A 16,152-nucleotide genomic window follows, 5' to 3' on the forward strand; every position below is an offset into this window, starting at 1 on the left:
TCAGGCGCTTGTGCGGCCATGCTCCAGGCGCACGACCCGGTCGACGAGTCCGTCTGGCACGGTGACGTGCGAGATCAACACGACCGCCCTGTCGGCGGGCACAGCCGTGAGCAGGTCCTCCAGGAGGGCATCGGATGCCTCGGCGTCGACCCCGGCGGTCGGCTCGTCCAGCACCAGCACGGGGAACTCGCGCAGCAGCGCGCGGGCGAGCGCGATCCGCTGCGCCTGACCGCCCGACACCAGGGCACCCCGCTCGCCGACGCGGGCATCCAGCCCGCCGCGCTCGCGCAGCCAGGTGCCGAGGCCGACACGATCGAGGGATGCTTCGAGCTCGGCATCCGTCGCCGTCTCGCGTGCGAACAAGAGGTTCTGTCGGATGCTCTCATCGAAGAGCATGGGCCGCTGCTCGCAGAGCCCGATCGTCAGGCGCAGGTCGTCGCCCGCGATCTGGCCGACGGGTGTGCCGCCGATCTCGTACGTTCCGCCGCAATCGAGGAAGCGCACGAGCACGTGCGCGAGCGTGGTCTTGCCCGCACCGCTCGACCCCACGACCAGCAGGCGCTCGCCGGGGGCGACATCGAGGTCGACTCCGCGGAGTGCCGGGCCGTCGGCGTGCGGCCAGCGGGCCGAGACATCCCGCAGGTTCAGACCGGCTCCGAGCGGCGGAGCGATTCCGGTAGGCGCGACGGATTCGGCGACCAGCCCCGAGGGGAGTGCGTCGGGCAGGGCCCCCGCGATTCGTGTGGCGCTGGCCCGCACCTGGCGCCAGGCCGCGGCGGCGAGCGGCACCGACGAGAAGACCTCGAAGACGGCCATCGGCACCAGCACGATGACCGCCAGCCAGGGGCCATCGAGCCCCGCCGGTGCTGCCACCGCGACCGCTGCAAGTGATGCCGCCCCCGCCAGAAGTGTGACGAGCGCCGTGGTTCCTGCCTGGGCGACCGAGCGACGGACGACCGCGCGACGCACCGCGGCGTCGGCGGACCGGATCCGCTCACGGCTGGCCGACTGGGCGCCGTACGCCACCAGCACGTCGAGCGAACCGAAATGATCGAGCAGGGCATCGGTGAGCCGCGCGCGCAGGGGAGCGATGGATCGCTCGGCCCGGCCGCCGACCCCCCAGCCCCAGAGCGTTGCGACGAGCCCCGCGGCGACGAGGCAGGCCGCCAGTGTGAGCCCGGCGGGTGGATAGACGATCGTCACGAGCACGACGGAGCCGATGACGACGAGAGCGGACCCTGCGAGGGGTTCGACGACGCGCAGGGGCAAGTTCTGCAGGTCATCGACATCGTCGACGAGGGCGCCGAGAACCGAGCCGCGGCGTGTTCGTGCCAAGCCGTCGGGGGCGAGCGGGATCAACCGGCGGACCAGGCCGCTGCGGGTCGCCGCGAGCTGCCGGAGCGCCGCGTCGTGTCCCGTCAGTCGTTCCAGGTAGCGGAAACTCGCCCGGGTGAGCGCGAAGAGACGCACGCCCACGACGGCGACCGAGAGGTAGAGGACGGGCGGCTGTTCGCTGGCTCGGACAATCAGCCACGCGCTCACCGCGAGGAGCGCGACGGCGGAGGCCTCGGTGAGAAAGCCGGATGCGAGGGCGGGCCAGAAGCGGCGTGCGGGCGGCATGGCGCCACGCAGCACCTCGGCCGACGTGGTGCCCATGGTCGGGGCGGGCGGTGCCGTCATCGGGTCACCCCCGCGGGCTGCAGGGCGACGATGACATCGGCGATCTCGCGTGCGCTCCGGCGGTGCGAGACGAGCAGAATGGTGGCCCCGGCATCCGCCATGCCACGCAGGCTCCGCCAGAGGGCGGCCTCGGTCGCGGCATCGAGAGCCGAACTCGGTTCGTCGAGCGCGATCACCGGCGCACGTCCCGCGAGGTGCCGGTAGAGAGCGCGAGCCACCGCGACACGCTGTGCCTGGCCCCCCGAGAGCCCTGCACCCCGCACACCGAGGGGGAGGGATGCGTCGATGCCGTCCGCCTGCGCGAGCGCGAGCGCTCGGTCGACACGGGCGGGGTCGGGCGTCGGGTCGCCGAGGGTGACGTTGTCGGTAACGGTCCCCGCGATGAGGCCGGGTTGTTGTCCGGCCCACGCGAGCCAGGTCGAAGGAGAAATGTCCCGCAGATCCGTGTCTCCGAGCGTCGCGCTGCCCTCCCACTCGGCCGCGCCGCGCAGGGCCGCGACCAGGCTTGTCTTGCCGGCTCCGCTCGGCCCCTCGATCAGCGCGATCTGCCCGGGAGCTGCGGTAAACGTCACCGCGGGGAGCATCCGATCCCCGCGTCGTACCCGCACGCCCTGCAGCGCGAGAGTGCCCGTTTCGCGGCCGAGGGTGCCCGTTTCGGCGTCGAGAGTGCCGGGAACGGGCACTCTCGCGGGCAAAACGGGCACTCTCGCGGGCAGAACGGGCACCTTCGCGCTGTCGAGGACCGCGAAGACGTCGTCGGTCGCCGCCACCCCCTCCGCGGCGGCGTGGAATTGCACGCCGACCTGACGCAGCGGCACGTACGCCTCGGGTGCGAGAAGCAGCACGAACAGGCCGATCGAGAGCGGCAACGCCCCATCGACCAGGCGGAACCCGATCGACACGGCGATGATCGCGACCGAGATGCTCGCGAGGAACTCGAGGGCGAAGCCGGATAGGAACGACACCCGCAGCACGCGCATGGTCTCGACGCGGTACGTTTCTGTCACCGACGCGATGGATGCTGCGGCCCGGTGTTGACGTCCGAAGACTTTCAGCGTGCCGAGCCCTTCGACCGTGTCGGCAAAACGGGCCGCCAGCTGCTGCAGAGTGCCCCACTGTCGCTTCTGCACCGCCCGCGTCGCGAGACCGATCAGAATCATGAAGATCGGGATCAGCGGGATCGTCAGCAGGACGGTCAGACCGCTGATCCAGTCCTGCCACCACATCACGAGGATGATCACCGGGGTCGCGATCGCCGTCTGGACGAGCTGCGGCAGGTATCGTCCGAAGTAGGCTTCGAGTGCGTCGAGTCCATGACCCGCGGTCAGGGCGAGCTTCGCCGAATTACGACCGTCGAGCCATCCGGGTCCGAGCGCCCCGATCGCATCGAGCAACCCCGCGCGTAGCTGGGACTGAACACGTGCCGCGGCGCCCGCGGCACTCCGCTCCCGCACCCACGCGAGCAGGGCACGCAGCGCGACGACCCCCGCGAGCGCCCCGAGCGTCGCCGCGAGATCCGACGCGGGCATTCCCTCGATGACGCCGACGATCGCTCGCGTGAGAAGCCATGCGAAGGCGACGATCACGGCCGTCTGCAGCAGGGCGATCGCCGCGATGATCGCGAAGAATGCCCGGGACGCCGTCGCGTACTTCAGCAGTCGGGGGTCGACGGGTGGCGTCCGCGCCGACGGCGCATCCGAGACATCCTGATCCTGAGTCACAGCGCTGTCGAAGATACCGGGGTTTCCGATGATTCCGGTGTCCATGCGTCAGTGCGCTGCTGCCTCCGCGGCGCTCTCGATGTGTGAGCGCGAAACACGGCGGCGGAACACCCAGTACGTCCAGCCCTGGTACGCCAGCACCAGGGGGAGGAAGACCAGCGCGGCCCACGACATGATCGTCAGGGTGTAGTCCGTGCTCGAGGCGTTCTCGATCGTCAGGCTGAACGCGGGATCCGTCGTCGAGGGCATGACGTAGGGATAGAGGGCGAACCACAGCGTGCCGACGGCCGAAACGACTGTCGCGGCGGCGAAGCCAAAGGCCCACCCCTCGCGATCACGCAGATTCGCGCCGACCGAGAGGATGAGGAACACGGCCGCGGCGATCGCCAACACCATGACCGGAACCTCGGGGTGCGCGATGACCGTCCAGAGCAGGAACGCGGCCGCGACGATGATGGTGAGGAATCCCGAGCGGGTGGCGAGCTTGCGAGCATCGTCGTGCACCTGGCCGTCGGTCTTCAGCGCCACGAAGCTCACGCCGTATGTGAAGAACAGCAGCAGGGTCGTCACGCCACCGAGAAGCGCGTACGGGTTGAGCAGCGTCAGCAGCGTGCCGGTGAACTCGAAGTCCTGATCGATGGGCACACCCTGCACGATGTTCGCGAACGCGACGCCCCAGAGCAGGGCGGGCACGGCGGATCCGACGACGATCATCGTGTCGAATCCCTTCTTCCAGCGCAGGCTGTCGCGCTGATGCCGGTACTCGAACGAGACCCCGCGCAGGATCAGCGCCAGGAGGATCAGCAGCAAAGCGAGATAGAAGCCGCTGAAGAGCGTGGCGTACCACTCGGGGAACGCGGCGAACAGAGCCGCGCCCGCGACGATCAGCCAGGTCTCGTTGAGGTCCCAGACGGGCCCGATCGTGTTGATGATCTGGCGGCGTCCGATGTCGTCCTTGCCGAGGAAGGGCAGGGACATCCCGACACCGAAGTCGAACCCGTCGAGCAGGAAGTACCCGATGAAGAAGAATCCGATGATCCAGAACCAGAGGTAGGCGAGGTCCATGTCGATGCTCCTAGTAGACCGTCGTCGTGAGTTGGGGGGATCGGTCGCCGTCGGCGTCCGGATCATTCGGGTCGGGTAGCGGATCCGGACCCTTCTGCGCCGCCTTGAGGATCAGCCCGAACTCGACGACAGCGAGAGAGGCGTAGATCGCGGTGAAGGCGATGAGCGATATGAGGACCGTCCAGCCCGGAACGTTCGGCGAGACTCCGTCCTCGGTGAGCATCAGGCTGAAGACGATCCAGGGTTGACGGCCCATCTCGGTGAAGACCCAGCCGACCAGGCTGCCGAGCAGTGGCAGGGGAGCGGCCCAGATCGCGACCTTCCACATCCACTTCGCGACGGGGCGCTTGGCGTTCTTTCGTGTCACCCAGAGGCCCGCGACGGCGATCAGGGTGGCCGCACCGCCCAGCCCGATCATCCAGCGGAACGACCAGTAGGTCACCCAGATGATCGGCATGTAGCTGACGCCCTCGCCGAACTGCGTCTCGTACTGCGCCTGCAGGTCGTTGAGGCCCTCGACGCATCCGTCCAGCGTGTGTGTCGACAGGAATGACAGCAGGTATGGCACTCGAAGCGACCAGATCTCTTCCGAGCCGTCCGGTGTGCCGAGCGAGAAGATCGAGAACGATGCATCCGCGCCGCACGCGCTATTCCACAGCGCCTCGGCCGCCGCCATCTTCATCGGCTGCGTCGAGACCATCACGAGGCCCAGCTGGTCGCCCGACAAAGCGGTGCCCGCGAACGAGATGATCATGAACCAGAGGCCGAACCGGAGCGACGAGCGCATCGTGACGAGGTGCTGACCGCGCGAGAGGTGCCAGGCCGAGACCGCGATCACAACGGCTGCCGCGAACATCCATGCGGCGAAGATCGTATGGGGGAAGGCCGCGAGCACGACGGGGTTGGTCAGGACGGCACCGAAGTCGATCAGCTCGGCGCGTCCGCCATCCGCCGCCATCTGGTACCCGATGGGGTTCTGCATGAAGGCGTTCGCGGCGAGGATGAAGTACGCCGAGAGGGTCGACCCGAGCACGACCATCCAGATGGACGCGAGATGCAGGGCGCGGGGGAGTCGGTCCCATCCGAAGATCCACAACCCGATGAATGTCGCCTCGAAGAAGAACGCCATGAGTCCCTCGAAGGCGAGCGGCGCGCCGAAGACATCACCGACGAAGCGCGAATAGGCCGACCAGTTCATGCCGAACTGGAACTCCTGCACGATGCCCGTGACGACGCCCATCGCGAAGTTGATCAGGAAGATCTTGCCGAAGAGCCGCGTCAGGTGCAGCCACTTCACGTCGCCGTTCCGGTGCCAGGCCGTCTGGAAGATCGCCACGACGAGCGCCAGTCCCAGGGTGAGGGGGACGAAGAGGTAGTGATAGAGCGTCGTCAGGCCGAACTGCCAACGGGCGAGCAGCAGCGGGTCGAGAAAATCCATGGGCGACGCTCCTTCGGTGCGCGTCGGGCCACGTTGCACCGGTCACACGAGCTCGGGCTCCGTCCGACGCGGTAGTTCAAGGATCTCAGACGGAGGGATGCCCGGGGTGCTTCGCGGGCCGTGTAAAAAGAACGTGGCTCCGGCATCTTTCCCGGCCCTCTTCCGGGGACCCGCGGATAGGCTCGACCCATGCGTGTGTGCGGAAGACGAGGGGGCGGCGGCCGATGACCGCCGTGCCCGTCACGATCGCCCGCCGCGTCGAGCGCCCGGCTGGGGCCGCCGGTGATCCGGTGTCGGTGGCCGGCGCATCCGGTCCGCTGGTCGACACCCACGGTCGGGTGCACCGCGACATGCGTATCTCGCTGACCGACCGCTGTTCCCTGCGCTGCACGTACTGCATGCCCGAGCAGGGCAATGAGTGGCTGGCGCGCACGAGCATCTTGACCCTGGACGAGATCGAACGGATCGCGCGGGTCGGCGCCGCGGCGGGCATCACGACCTTCCGCCTGACCGGGGGCGAACCCCTTCTTCGTGCCGACATCGTCGATGTCGTGCGGCGCCTCGCCGCGATTGACAGCCCGGACGGACCCGTGCAGATCGCGATGACGACCAACGGTATCCGCTTGCCCGAGTTCCTCCCTGACCTCATCGACGCGGGGCTGCAGCGGCTGAACATCAGCATCGACACCATCCGGCGCGATCGTTTCCACGAGCTGACCCGCCGCGATCGCCTCGACGACGTGCTCGAGGGCATCGCCGCGGCCCAGGCATCCGGCCTCCGTCCCCTCAAGCTCAACGCCGTCGCCATGCGCGGCGTGAACGACGATGAGATCGTCGAGCTGACCGAGTTCGCGATCGCGCACGATGCGCAGTTGCGTTTCATCGAGCAGATGCCTCTCGACGCCGGGCACACGTGGGATCGCACATCCATGGTGACGCGGGAAGAGATCCTCGACGCGCTCGCGACCCGCTGGACGCTCGTGCCGATCCCGGGCCGAGGTGGCGCGCCGGCGGAGCGCTGGGCGCTGGACGGCGGCCCGCACACGGTCGGGGTCATCGCCTCGGTGACCGCGCCGTTCTGCGGTGACTGCGACCGACTGCGGCTGACGGCGGACGGGCAGATCCGCAACTGCCTCTTCTCGACCACCGAGTACGACCTGCTGCCCATCCTGCGCGCCGAGGGATCGAGTGATGCCGCCCTCGACGAGATGCTGCGATCAAGCGTGCGCGGCAAGCTGCCGGGGCACGCGATCAATGACCCTTCTTTCCTCCAGCCGCTGCGCGGCATGAACGCGATCGGCGGTTGACAGCATGGGACGCATCACGACCCGTCGTCCGGTGACGAAGATCACCCTCGGGGGTGAGCCGGTGCGCCGCTCCGACACCCTCGCGGTCGAAGAGCCGCTCGAGATCCGCGTCGGCGGCACGTCCCTCGCCATCACGATGCGTACGCCCGGCCACGATGTCGAGCTCGCGGCAGGCTTTCTCGTCTCGGAGGGCGTGATCTCGGCAGGGGAGCACTTCCGCGGGGCGATCCACTGCGGAGGTCCCGGTACGGGCGGACCCCTGGCGGGCAACACCGAGAACACCTACAACGTTCTCGACGTCACCCTCGCCCCGGGCGTCGCGCCGCCCGACCCCGACCTGGCCCGCAACTTCTACACGACGAGCTCGTGCGGGCTCTGCGGCAAAGCCTCGATCGAGGCCGTCGAGACCGTCTCGGTCTACGACGTCGCTGCGGACGCTGCGGTTCTTTCGGCCGAGATGCTGGCGACCTTCCCCGACAAGCTGCGGGAACAGCAGGCGGTCTTCGACAAGACCGGCGGGCTGCACGCTGCGGCGTTGTTCGACGCGAAGACGGGCGAGCTGGTCGTGCTGCGCGAGGATGTCGGACGCCACAACGCCGTCGATAAGGTCGTCGGCTGGGCGATCCTGAACGACAGGTTGCCGCTGTCGGGTCACGTGCTCATGGTGTCCGGACGCGCCAGCTTCGAGCTCGTGCAGAAGGCGATCATGGCGGGGCTTCCGATCCTGTCGGCCGTGTCCGCTCCCTCATCGCTGGCGGTCGAGCTCGCCGACGCATCCGGTCTGACCCTCGTCGGCTTCCTCCGCGGGTCGTCGATGAACGTCTACGCACGAGCGGACCGCATCCGGGTCCCGGCGATGCAGGAACTCACCACCGCCTGATCCCGTGGGTGTGGGCCTACGCCGTCGCGAGTTGCACGACGCAGTGCGTCGGGTCGCACGACGGCCGCATGCCTTCGACCACGAGCGGACCGCGCGCCTCGGCGAGCACGCCCTGCATGATGCCGAGGTGCACCGAGCAGAGCGTCTCGCGGTGGGCGGACTGCGCGGTTGCGTGGGGGCATGGAGTGAGATCGATCGTGAGGTCGCGCTCGTTGATCAGCGGGTCGAAGCCGGACTCGGAGAGGTGATCGGCGATGGCGTCGAGCTGGTGCGTGCTCTCGGTGCCGAGTTCGCGAACGGATGCCCCGGTCCACGGCATGACGCGCCGCATGATGTCGCCGCGCTCGGCGGCCGCGCGCGCCTTGCGTCGGGCAATGGGGCTGGATGCCTCGGCCGCGCCGGTCGCCGCGCTGTAGAGCACCCGCGGCCGACCGCGCGTCGTGCGGTGCTCGGTCTCGCGCACGATGTGTCCGGCCTCGAGCAGACGCTCGAGGTGCTCACGGACGGTGTTGGGATGTAGCGCCGTCGCGGCCGCGAGGCCCGCGACGGTCTGCCGTGCTTCCACCTGAATGAGGTGCAGGATCTCGACCCGACTGTAGCTGGAGATCGCGCTATATCCGACGCTCGGGGTGCCCATGGCCCTATTATCCACGGCCCCGCTCGGGGGGTTCTGTGACTAAAGTCCTACGAGCTGGGGATCAGGCAGACGTGCCCGTCGGCAGCAACTCCGCGATCAGGGCTTCGACGCGCGCGCGGATGTCATCGCGGATCGGTCGCACGGATTCGATCCCCTGGCCGGCTGGGTCGTCGAGCTCCCAGTCCTCGTAACGCTTGCCGGGGAAGATCGGGCAGGCGTCGCCGCAGCCCATCGTGATGACGACATCCGATTCGCGCACGGCCTCGACCGTCAGCACCTTCGGGGTGTTGTGCGCGATGTCGATGCCCTCTTCGGCCATGGCGTCGACGGCGACCGGGTTGATGCTGTCTTTCGGAGCGGACCCGGCAGAGAGGACCTCGATCGAGTCGCCCGCGAGTGCGCGCAGGTACCCGGCGGCCATCTGTGAGCGGCCCGCGTTGTGGACGCAGACGAACAGGACAGTGGGCTTGTCGGTCATCGGGACTCGCTTTCTCTCGTCAGTAGAAGCATAGGCGAATATCTATGGATTGCGAACCGGTGTCAGTCCCGGCCGTTGATCTGGCTGCGGCGCTCGATCAGCACCGTGTCGCGCCAGTGACCCGTGTGTGGCCCCCGTCCCGAGCGCGCGATACGTTCGCGGCGGCCGACCGTGCGGAACCCCGCGCGCTCGTGCAGCGCGAGGCTTGCCGTGTTCTCGGGGAAGATGCTGGACTGGATGCACCAGACCCCAGCGTCCTCGGCGGCGTCGATGAGCGCCGAGAGCAGCATCCGTCCGACGCCGCGTCCGCGCGCCTCTCGCGAAACATAGACGGAATGCTCGATCACGCCACGGTAGGCGGCGCGGGTCGAGACGGGGCTTGCCGCGGCCCAGCCCAGGATCGTTCCGCTGTCGTCCGCGACGAGACGAAGGTCCGGCAGGCGGGACCCATCGAAAGAAGCCCAGGTCGGCACTTCGACCTCGAAAGTCGCCTCACCGTCTTCGATGCCTTCGCCGTAGATCCGGGCGACCGCATCCCAGTCCGAGGCGTGCATCGGGCGAACGGTCGTCATGTGCAGCAGGCTCCTCCTCCGATGTCGGTCGAGCACACCCCCGTGGTCGGCAGGGTGAGCGCGACCTGCAGCGCGCTCTCGGTATCGCCCGCGAGGTGCGCCGCGACCGAACGGACCTGCTCGTACCCGGTCGCGAGCAAGAACGTGGGAGCGCGTCCGTAGGACTTCATGCCGACGATGAAGAAGTTCTGCTCGGGATGAGTGAGCTCACGGAACCCGTGGGGCTCGACGGTTCCGCAGGAGTGTACGTTCGGGTCGATCAGGGGCGCGAGCCGTCGCGGCGCCTCGACGATGTCGTCGAGTTCGAGGCGGAGTTCGCGCAGCATGCCGAGGTCGGGGCGGAAGCCTGTCGCGTTCACGACCTCGTCGGTGCGGTGGGTCACGCTCTCGCCGCGTCGCAGCCCGACGAGCTCGACCCCGTTCTCAGCCTCGCCATGGCTCTCGGCCGCAGCGCGACGAGCCCCGACGATCTCGAACCCGTCGACGAGGTCGATGGCGCCCGAGCGAACCAGCTCCTCGACCCGTCCGCCGAGCTCGGCGCGACCCGCGAGCTCGTCGTCGGGCGCCGTCGTGACCCGTGCGGCTCGCGCGTTGCGGATCAGCCACGTGACGCGTGTGCCGGGCGCCTCGGCCGCGAGCTTCACCAGCGCGAGCAGCGTGTTCGCGGCGGAGTGTCCGGCGCCGACGACGGTCGTGTGCCTGCCCGCGAATCGCGCACGATCCCGGCCCAGTACATCGGGCAGCGCGGGCGAGACGCGATCGGCGACGTCGCCGAGGCCCAGGGGATCCAGCCCGCTCGAGCCGAGGCTGTTGGGTGTGCGGTACGTGCCCGAGGCATCGATCACCGCGCGGGCCGGGACATCCTCGATCGAACCGTCGGTGTGCCGAATGCGCAGGGCGAACGGGGTGACGGCGCGTGCCCGCGTGCGCGTGCGGTCCATGCCCTCGCGCGTTACGGCCAGGACCTCGGTTCCTGTCTGGGTGCGGGACGCGATCGCGCCGAGCTGGGCCAACGGCATCAGGTACCGCGAGACAAGCTCGGCGCCGGTGGGGATGCGGGATGCCGCTGGCGCCTGCCATCCGGATGCCTCGAGAAGCCGCCCCGAGGCGGGGTCGATGAGGTGCTCCCACGGCGAGAAGAGGCGGGTGTGTCCCCAGGCTCGGACGCTTGCTCCGACCTCGTCGCCCGCCTCGAAGATCGTGAAGTCGATGCCCCGCTCGGTCAGATGCGCGGCGGCCGCAAGCCCGATCGGTCCCGCGCCGATGATCGCGACGGGCAGAGTATCGAGACGGCTGGCGCGCGAGGTTCGCGGCGTGAGGTCGAGCAGGGTCATGATTCCCCTTGAATATCGATGGTGTTCGATGTCCGAGTATCCGCCGTCTATCGATGGGTGTCAATATCGATTAGCATCGATGCGTGACTCTTCTTCCCCTCACCGATGTATCCGTGACGGATGTGTCGGCACCCGCGTGCGGCACGGCGCTCGTTCGCGAGCCTCTTGATGCCGACCAGGCCATTGCGCTCGCGCACACCATGAAGGCCCTCGCCGATCCGGCCCGCCTTCGGTTGCTGTCGATCGTTGCGGCGTCGGAGGGTGCGGAGGCCTGCGTTTGCGACCTGACCGAACCGGTCGGGCTGAGCCAGCCAACCGTGTCGCATCACCTGAAGGTTCTTACCGAGGCGGGGTTCCTGACCCGCAGCAAGCGTGGCACGTGGGCGTACTACGGTCTGGTCCCGGGTGCCCTGGACCGCGTCTCGCGTCTGCTGATCGGGTCGGGCGGAGCGAGCTCGTGAGGGCGACCGTCCGCGCCGTCGGCGCGGAATTCCTCGGCAGCGCCCTGCTCGCGGCCATCGTCATCGGATCCGGCATCATGGCTGCCCAACTCTCACCCAGCGATGTGGGACTGCAGCTCTTCGAGAACGCCTTCGCCACAGCCCTCGGCCTGGGCGTGCTGATCCTGATCCTGCAACCGGTGTCGGGCGCCCACTTCAACCCCGTCGTGACCCTCGCCGACATCGTGCTGCACCGTCGTCCCTGGTCGGTTGCGGGTGTCTACCTCCCCGCACAGATCGCCGGATGCATCGCGGGGGCCATGCTCGCCAACCTGATGTTCGGGCGCGCTGCGGTGTCGTGGAGCACGACCGATCGCGCCGACGGTCCCCGCCTGCTGTCCGAGGTCGTCGCGACCGCCGGCCTGGTGTTCCTGATCTTCGCGCTGGTCCGCACGGGGCGCGGCAGCCTCGCGGCGCCCGCCGTCGGCGCCTATATCGGCGCCGCCTACTTCTTCACCTCGTCGACCAGCTTCGCCAACCCCGCCATCACGATCGGTCGAGCATTCAGCGACACCTTCGCCGGAATCGCCCCGACATCCGTGCTGCCCTTCATCGGCGCTCAGATCGTCGGGGCGGCCGTCGGTGTTGCCCTCGCTCTCGTGCTGTTTCCGCTGGCGAAACGTGCCCCCGACGGCGTGGATGTCGTCGGTGTCGTCGCGGAAGCGGGCCCGCGCTCCTAACGGCGACGCGAGAACCTATCGGCGACGAGAGAACGCCGCGACGAGCACCACCATCACGACCAGTTCGACGAGGGTCTGAGTGACCACGACGAGCGGGGTCAGCGCGAAGGCCGGTGGCAGGGCGAGCGCGAGCGGAAGCACGACGAGCGAGTTGCGCGTGACGCCGCTGAACACCACCGCTCGCTGCGCCGGCCTGTCGAAGCGCGCGACCCGCCCGGCCATGCCCCCCAGCACCAGCATGATCACGGCGAAAGCGACGAAGAGGGGCACGACGGCGAGCAGCGGGCCGAGCGATCCGGTCACCGCCGCGACCTGCGAACCGACGACCACCGTGAGCGTCAGCATCATCAACGGCACCATCGCTGCGAGACCGACCGTGGTCAGCGCGCGCCCGAATCGCGTCCGAACCGCGAGCGCCTGCGTGATCGCCGCGAGAGTGAGGGGCAACACGATCAGCAACACGAAAGCCTCGACGAACGGCCGCAAATCGACGGATGCCGCAAACTCGGGCCCGACCATCACCCACAGGTAGAGGGGCAGCAGTGCCATCTGCGCGAGCATCAACAGGGGCGTCGCCGCGAGCAGCCGCTCCCTCGACCCGCCCGCGAGTCCCGTGAAGACGATGACGTAGTCGACGCACGGGGTGAGCAGCACGAGCAGCACACCGACCACCAGGGACTGATCGAACGCGACGAAACGCGACAGCCCGAATGCGATCGGGGGCACGATCACGAAGTTGAGGATCAGTACGGTGGCGACGAACCGCCCGTCGCGGAAGGCGCCGGCGAGCCGCGCGAACGGTACGCCCAGGAAGGTCGCGTAGAGGAGAAGCCCGAGCACGGGCGTGATCGCGACCTCGAGCGCGGGCGCCGCAGCCGGGAGTCCCAGCCCGACGGCCACACCGATCGCGATCGCCGCCAGGTAGAGAGCGACCTGGTGCCGCTCTCCCCACTCGATGATCCGCGGCATCCGTCCAGTCTGTCAGTCGACCCGCTCCGCGAAGACGACCCGGTTCTGGACATATGTCCGCGCGCCACGGTCCCAGTCGATGCAGGTGATCAGGCGCAGCTCGTCCCGCAGTGACGCCCCGAAAACCCTTGCCGTCGGAAACTGCGCCTTCGCGTAATCGGCGACCTCGGTCACGACATATCGGAACCTCGTGCCCGCGACATCCGTCACACTCACCTCGTCGCCGGGGGCGAGCTCGTCGAGCCGATGGAACACCGCCGGTCCGTACCCGTCGTCCACGTGACCCGCGATGACGGTCGGTCCGGTTCCGCCCGGGCGTCCGCCGCCGGTGAACCATCCCAGCGCGTTGTAGTCCTCGGGCACCTCCATCTCGCCGGAGGCCTGGATCCCGAGATCGATCAGCGATTCATCGATGCCGATCGAGGGGATCACGACGCCCGCCGGAGCGAGCCCGACCGGTGGTGCCGGCAGCGGCTCCGCCACGGGTGTCGGCGTCGGGGATTCGGATGCCGCGGGTCTCGGCGAGACGGTCGGCGCCGGCTGTGCGGCCGGGGCGGACGCGCACGACGTCACGGTGAGGGCGACGACCAGCGCAACTGCACCGATCGCCGCCCACCGGTATCCGCTCACTCGGTACGCGCACGGCGGCGCAGCACGAACGCGGCTCCGCCCGCGGCGGCGAGGACGCCCGCTGTCGCGAGTCCGAAGCCGAGCATGTCGTTGCTCTGCGCGGTGCCCGCACCCGTCTCGAGGCCGCCGACCGGGACCTGGGTGAGCTGGCCGCGGACGACACCCGCGGCGAAGTCGACCGTGTGCGAATCGCCCGTGAAGCCGGCGGGGTTCGCCTCGATCTGGGCGAGCGTGAAGCCCGTGCCGGTGTCCGCACCGTTCGCCATCACGCCCGTGGTGAAGGGCCCCTGCAAGCATCCGGAGCTCGTTCGCGGGCCGTCACCGACGGGTGCCGGGTTCGGGAACGAGATGCGCGGCGGCCCGGCCTGCCCGGCAGCCGCCTCGTGGATGTGTGTGGCTGTCTTGGCCGGGCTCTGGTAGTCGCCCGAGACACCCGTGAGGGTGATGTCGTAGCAGATGATCTCAAGCTCGGAATTGATGCGGAAGGTGAACTCGCCCGCCGCTCCCGGCTGACCCGGCGTCGCCACGCCGTCGTTGTTGATCACCTGGTCGGGCGTCGCCATGACCGTGAACGCGCTCGTGAACGAATCCGGTTCGGGCACTTCGGTCTCGGCCGAGGCGGGTGCCGCGACGGCTGTCAGAGCGAGGGCGGCGCCCGCGATCGTACCGATGGTGAACGTGCGGGTGGAGGTCTTCATCGTCGTATATCTCCCTGTCCGAAGACGGAGGCGGAGTGCGTCCGTCGGGAGGGCATACGGCGCGAGCGGGATATGCGTTCATCGGGTTTCGCATTTCTTTCGAATCGGATGAACGGAGCACAGCACGGTGACGTACACCCTGGTGCACGCCCGCCGATCCGACCGGATCAGACCTGCGCGTGCGCTTACAGTGAAGGGAATGGTCGCCGTGACGGTGACGAGTCCGGCGGTGCGGAGCGGGAGTGTGATGAGCGGTCCCGACGTGATGCCCGGTCCCGACCCGATGCCCGGTGCCGACGGAGAGCGCGCCCGCTTCGATCGTCCCGAGTTCGACGTGGCCGCCGCCTACGACGCCCACGGTCGTGTCCTGCTGGGATTCGCCATCAACGCGGTCCGAGACCGGGGGTTGGGCGAGGACTGTGTGCAAGAGGTCTTCCTGCGCGCGTGGAAGGCGCGCGCTCGCTTCGATCCCGCGCGAGCCAGTGAGCGAACATGGCTGTTCGCGATCGCACGAAACGTGATCGCCGATGCTCTGGCGGCCCGCGGGCGACGCTCGGCGGCGGCGCGGACCCCCTCGACGATCTCCCCGCGGTTGATGATGATCCCCTCGAACGACTCCGCTTGATCGAGGGACTCTCGAAGATCTCGGACGAGCATCGCGAGGTCGTTCTGGCCGTGCACGTCGACGGCCTGAGCTATGCAGAGTTGTCGAAACGAACCGGCATTCCCGTGCCGACCTTGCGTACGCGCGCCTTCTACGGGCTCAGAGCGCTGAGAGCCCACCTCGATGGACCGGAGGATTCTGATGTCGCACAACGATGACGATCGACGCGCGGAGCTGATTGCGGCAGCGCTCGCCGATGAGCTCAGTGCCCCGGAGCGCGCCGAGTTCGATGCGCTTCGCGCCGAGGACCCCACGATCGACAGCGAGCTCGCCGAGCTGCGTGACATCGCGGGGACGTTGAGCCTCGGCGCACCTGCTCTGACACCCTGGCTGAAGACCGAGCCGAGCGCCGATCTTCGCGCTCGCATCGAGGGGATCGGCGCTGGGTCTCCCTCGGTCGAGGCGGGCGCTGGTCCCTCCGATCGGATCGCCCGGGGTGGGCGGCACCGCACTGGTCGTCGACGTTCGGGTTCCCGCTCCGTCGGCGCTCTCGTCGCGCTGGGCGCGGCGAGCCTTGCGGTCGGCTTGGCCCTCGGCATCGGGATTCCGGGTGTGATCTCGGCGCCGCAATCCGGTCCTCCCGGCACGCTCGGCGCGATCGAGAGCATCGATGTCACCGGCGAACCCGAGGGAATGCTGATCGACGCCGAGCTCGTCGCGCACACCTGGGGCACCGAGGCCGTCCTGGATGCTTCGGGATTGGACGTCGGCGAGGTCTACTCGATCGTGATGCTCGCGGAGGACGGCGCGGAGTTCTCGGCCGGAGCGATGCTCGGCTCGGAGATCGCGATTCACTGCCGCGTCAACGCCGCGGTGCTGCGCGAAAGCGTCGTCCGGCTCGAGATCCGTGACGCGGACGGTGCTGAGGTGGCTGCAGCCGAGTTGCCTCAGGTCTGAAA

Annotated in this window: 18 protein-coding genes; 7 read left to right on the top strand and 11 right to left on the bottom strand. The window is 68.8% G+C overall.

Annotation, left to right across the window (positions count from 1 at the left end):
* From cydC to CGU34_RS04165, 4 genes are read right to left on the bottom strand one after another with little or no spacing between them, the layout of a single operon-like run.
* Nucleotides 1-1,680, bottom strand: a complete 1,680-nt coding sequence (cydC, locus tag CGU34_RS04150) for a thiol reductant ABC exporter subunit CydC (RefSeq protein ID WP_232711528.1) — start codon at nt 1,678-1,680, stop codon at nt 1-3.
* Nucleotides 1,677-3,446, bottom strand: a complete 1,770-nt coding sequence (gene cydD / locus CGU34_RS04155) for a thiol reductant ABC exporter subunit CydD (RefSeq protein WP_100813354.1) — start codon at nt 3,444-3,446, stop codon at nt 1,677-1,679. Before cydD ends, cydC begins: the two co-directional genes overlap by 4 nt.
* Nucleotides 3,447-3,449: 3 nt before the next feature.
* Nucleotides 3,450-4,466 carry a cytochrome d ubiquinol oxidase subunit II gene (gene cydB / locus CGU34_RS04160; protein WP_100813355.1) on the bottom strand — a complete coding sequence of 339 codons (1,017 nt, stop codon included), beginning with the start codon at nt 4,464-4,466 and terminating at the stop codon, nt 3,450-3,452.
* A gap of 10 nt (nt 4,467-4,476) precedes the next feature.
* Nucleotides 4,477-5,904 (bottom strand): cytochrome ubiquinol oxidase subunit I, encoded by a 1,428-nt coding sequence (locus tag CGU34_RS04165; protein WP_100813356.1) that lies wholly within the window; start codon nt 5,902-5,904, stop codon nt 4,477-4,479.
* Between the two features lie 224 nt (nt 5,905-6,128).
* On the opposite strand from CGU34_RS04165, the gene moaA reads away from it, so the two are divergent.
* Nucleotides 6,129-7,211 carry a GTP 3',8-cyclase MoaA gene (moaA, locus tag CGU34_RS04170; RefSeq protein ID WP_036298267.1) on the top strand — a complete coding sequence of 361 codons (1,083 nt, stop codon included), beginning with the start codon at nt 6,129-6,131 and terminating at the stop codon, nt 7,209-7,211.
* A gap of 4 nt (nt 7,212-7,215) precedes the next feature.
* Entirely contained in the window at nt 7,216-8,091 is an 876-nt protein-coding gene (fdhD, locus tag CGU34_RS04175; protein ID WP_100813357.1) for a formate dehydrogenase accessory sulfurtransferase FdhD, read from the top strand.
* Between the two features lie 16 nt (nt 8,092-8,107).
* On the opposite strand, the gene CGU34_RS04180 is transcribed toward fdhD, so the two are convergent.
* The 4 genes from CGU34_RS04180 to CGU34_RS04195 form a co-directional block, all read right to left on the bottom strand.
* Nucleotides 8,108-8,728 carry a winged helix-turn-helix transcriptional regulator gene (locus CGU34_RS04180; protein WP_100813358.1) on the bottom strand — a complete coding sequence of 207 codons (621 nt, stop codon included), beginning with the start codon at nt 8,726-8,728 and terminating at the stop codon, nt 8,108-8,110.
* 61 nt (nt 8,729-8,789) lie between these two features.
* Nucleotides 8,790-9,206, bottom strand: a complete 417-nt coding sequence (locus tag CGU34_RS04185) for an arsenate reductase ArsC (protein WP_036298273.1) — start codon at nt 9,204-9,206, stop codon at nt 8,790-8,792.
* Between the two features lie 62 nt (nt 9,207-9,268).
* Nucleotides 9,269-9,778 carry a GNAT family N-acetyltransferase gene (locus CGU34_RS04190; RefSeq protein ID WP_100813359.1) on the bottom strand — a complete coding sequence of 170 codons (510 nt, stop codon included), beginning with the start codon at nt 9,776-9,778 and terminating at the stop codon, nt 9,269-9,271.
* A complete protein-coding gene (locus CGU34_RS04195) occupies nt 9,775-11,112 on the bottom strand; it encodes an FAD-dependent oxidoreductase (protein WP_100813360.1) in 1,338 nt (445 codons plus the stop codon). Before CGU34_RS04195 ends, CGU34_RS04190 begins: the two co-directional genes overlap by 4 nt.
* A gap of 83 nt (nt 11,113-11,195) precedes the next feature.
* Between CGU34_RS04195 and CGU34_RS04200 the strand changes: the two genes are divergently transcribed.
* The gene (locus CGU34_RS04200; RefSeq protein ID WP_036298277.1) at nt 11,196-11,573 is read left to right on the top strand and encodes an ArsR/SmtB family transcription factor; all 378 of its coding nucleotides are present in this window, start codon (nt 11,196-11,198) and stop codon (nt 11,571-11,573) included.
* Complete coding sequence (locus CGU34_RS04205; RefSeq protein WP_100813361.1) at nt 11,570-12,292, top strand: aquaporin; 723 nt, start codon at nt 11,570-11,572, stop codon at nt 12,290-12,292. The genes CGU34_RS04200 and CGU34_RS04205 overlap by 4 nt, the downstream gene beginning before the upstream one ends.
* Nucleotides 12,293-12,307: 15 nt before the next feature.
* Here CGU34_RS04205 and CGU34_RS04210 read toward each other — a convergent pair whose 3' ends face one another.
* The 3 genes from CGU34_RS04210 to CGU34_RS04220 are packed head-to-tail and all read right to left on the bottom strand — an operon-like array spanning nt 12,308 to nt 14,589.
* On the bottom strand, nt 12,308-13,261 hold the full coding sequence (locus tag CGU34_RS04210) for an arsenic resistance protein (RefSeq protein WP_100813362.1): 954 nt from the start codon (nt 13,259-13,261) through the stop codon (nt 12,308-12,310).
* Nucleotides 13,262-13,273: 12 nt separating this feature from the next.
* Nucleotides 13,274-13,891: a class F sortase gene (locus CGU34_RS04215; protein WP_036298279.1), complete on the bottom strand. Its 618-nt coding sequence runs from the start codon at nt 13,889-13,891 to the stop codon at nt 13,274-13,276.
* Complete coding sequence (locus tag CGU34_RS04220; RefSeq protein WP_100813363.1) at nt 13,888-14,589, bottom strand: CHRD domain-containing protein; 702 nt, start codon at nt 14,587-14,589, stop codon at nt 13,888-13,890. The genes CGU34_RS04215 and CGU34_RS04220 overlap by 4 nt, the downstream gene beginning before the upstream one ends.
* A 199-nt stretch (nt 14,590-14,788) precedes the next feature.
* Between CGU34_RS04220 and CGU34_RS17325 the strand changes: the two genes are divergently transcribed.
* The 3 genes from CGU34_RS17325 to CGU34_RS04230 are packed head-to-tail and all read left to right on the top strand — an operon-like array spanning nt 14,789 to nt 16,150.
* A complete protein-coding gene (locus CGU34_RS17325) occupies nt 14,789-15,214 on the top strand; it encodes an RNA polymerase sigma factor (RefSeq protein WP_051513441.1) in 426 nt (141 codons plus the stop codon).
* 50 nt (nt 15,215-15,264) lie between these two features.
* Nucleotides 15,265-15,411 (top strand): hypothetical protein, encoded by a 147-nt coding sequence (locus CGU34_RS17675; RefSeq protein WP_369122047.1) that lies wholly within the window; start codon nt 15,265-15,267, stop codon nt 15,409-15,411.
* Nucleotides 15,395-16,150, top strand: a complete 756-nt coding sequence (locus tag CGU34_RS04230) for a hypothetical protein (protein ID WP_036298283.1) — start codon at nt 15,395-15,397, stop codon at nt 16,148-16,150. Before CGU34_RS17675 ends, CGU34_RS04230 begins: the two co-directional genes overlap by 17 nt.
* Nucleotides 16,151-16,152: the final 2 nt, after the last annotated feature.

Source organism: Microbacterium lacus, assembly GCF_002812805.1.
Classification (GTDB): domain Bacteria; phylum Actinomycetota; class Actinomycetes; order Actinomycetales; family Microbacteriaceae; genus Microbacterium; species Microbacterium lacus_A.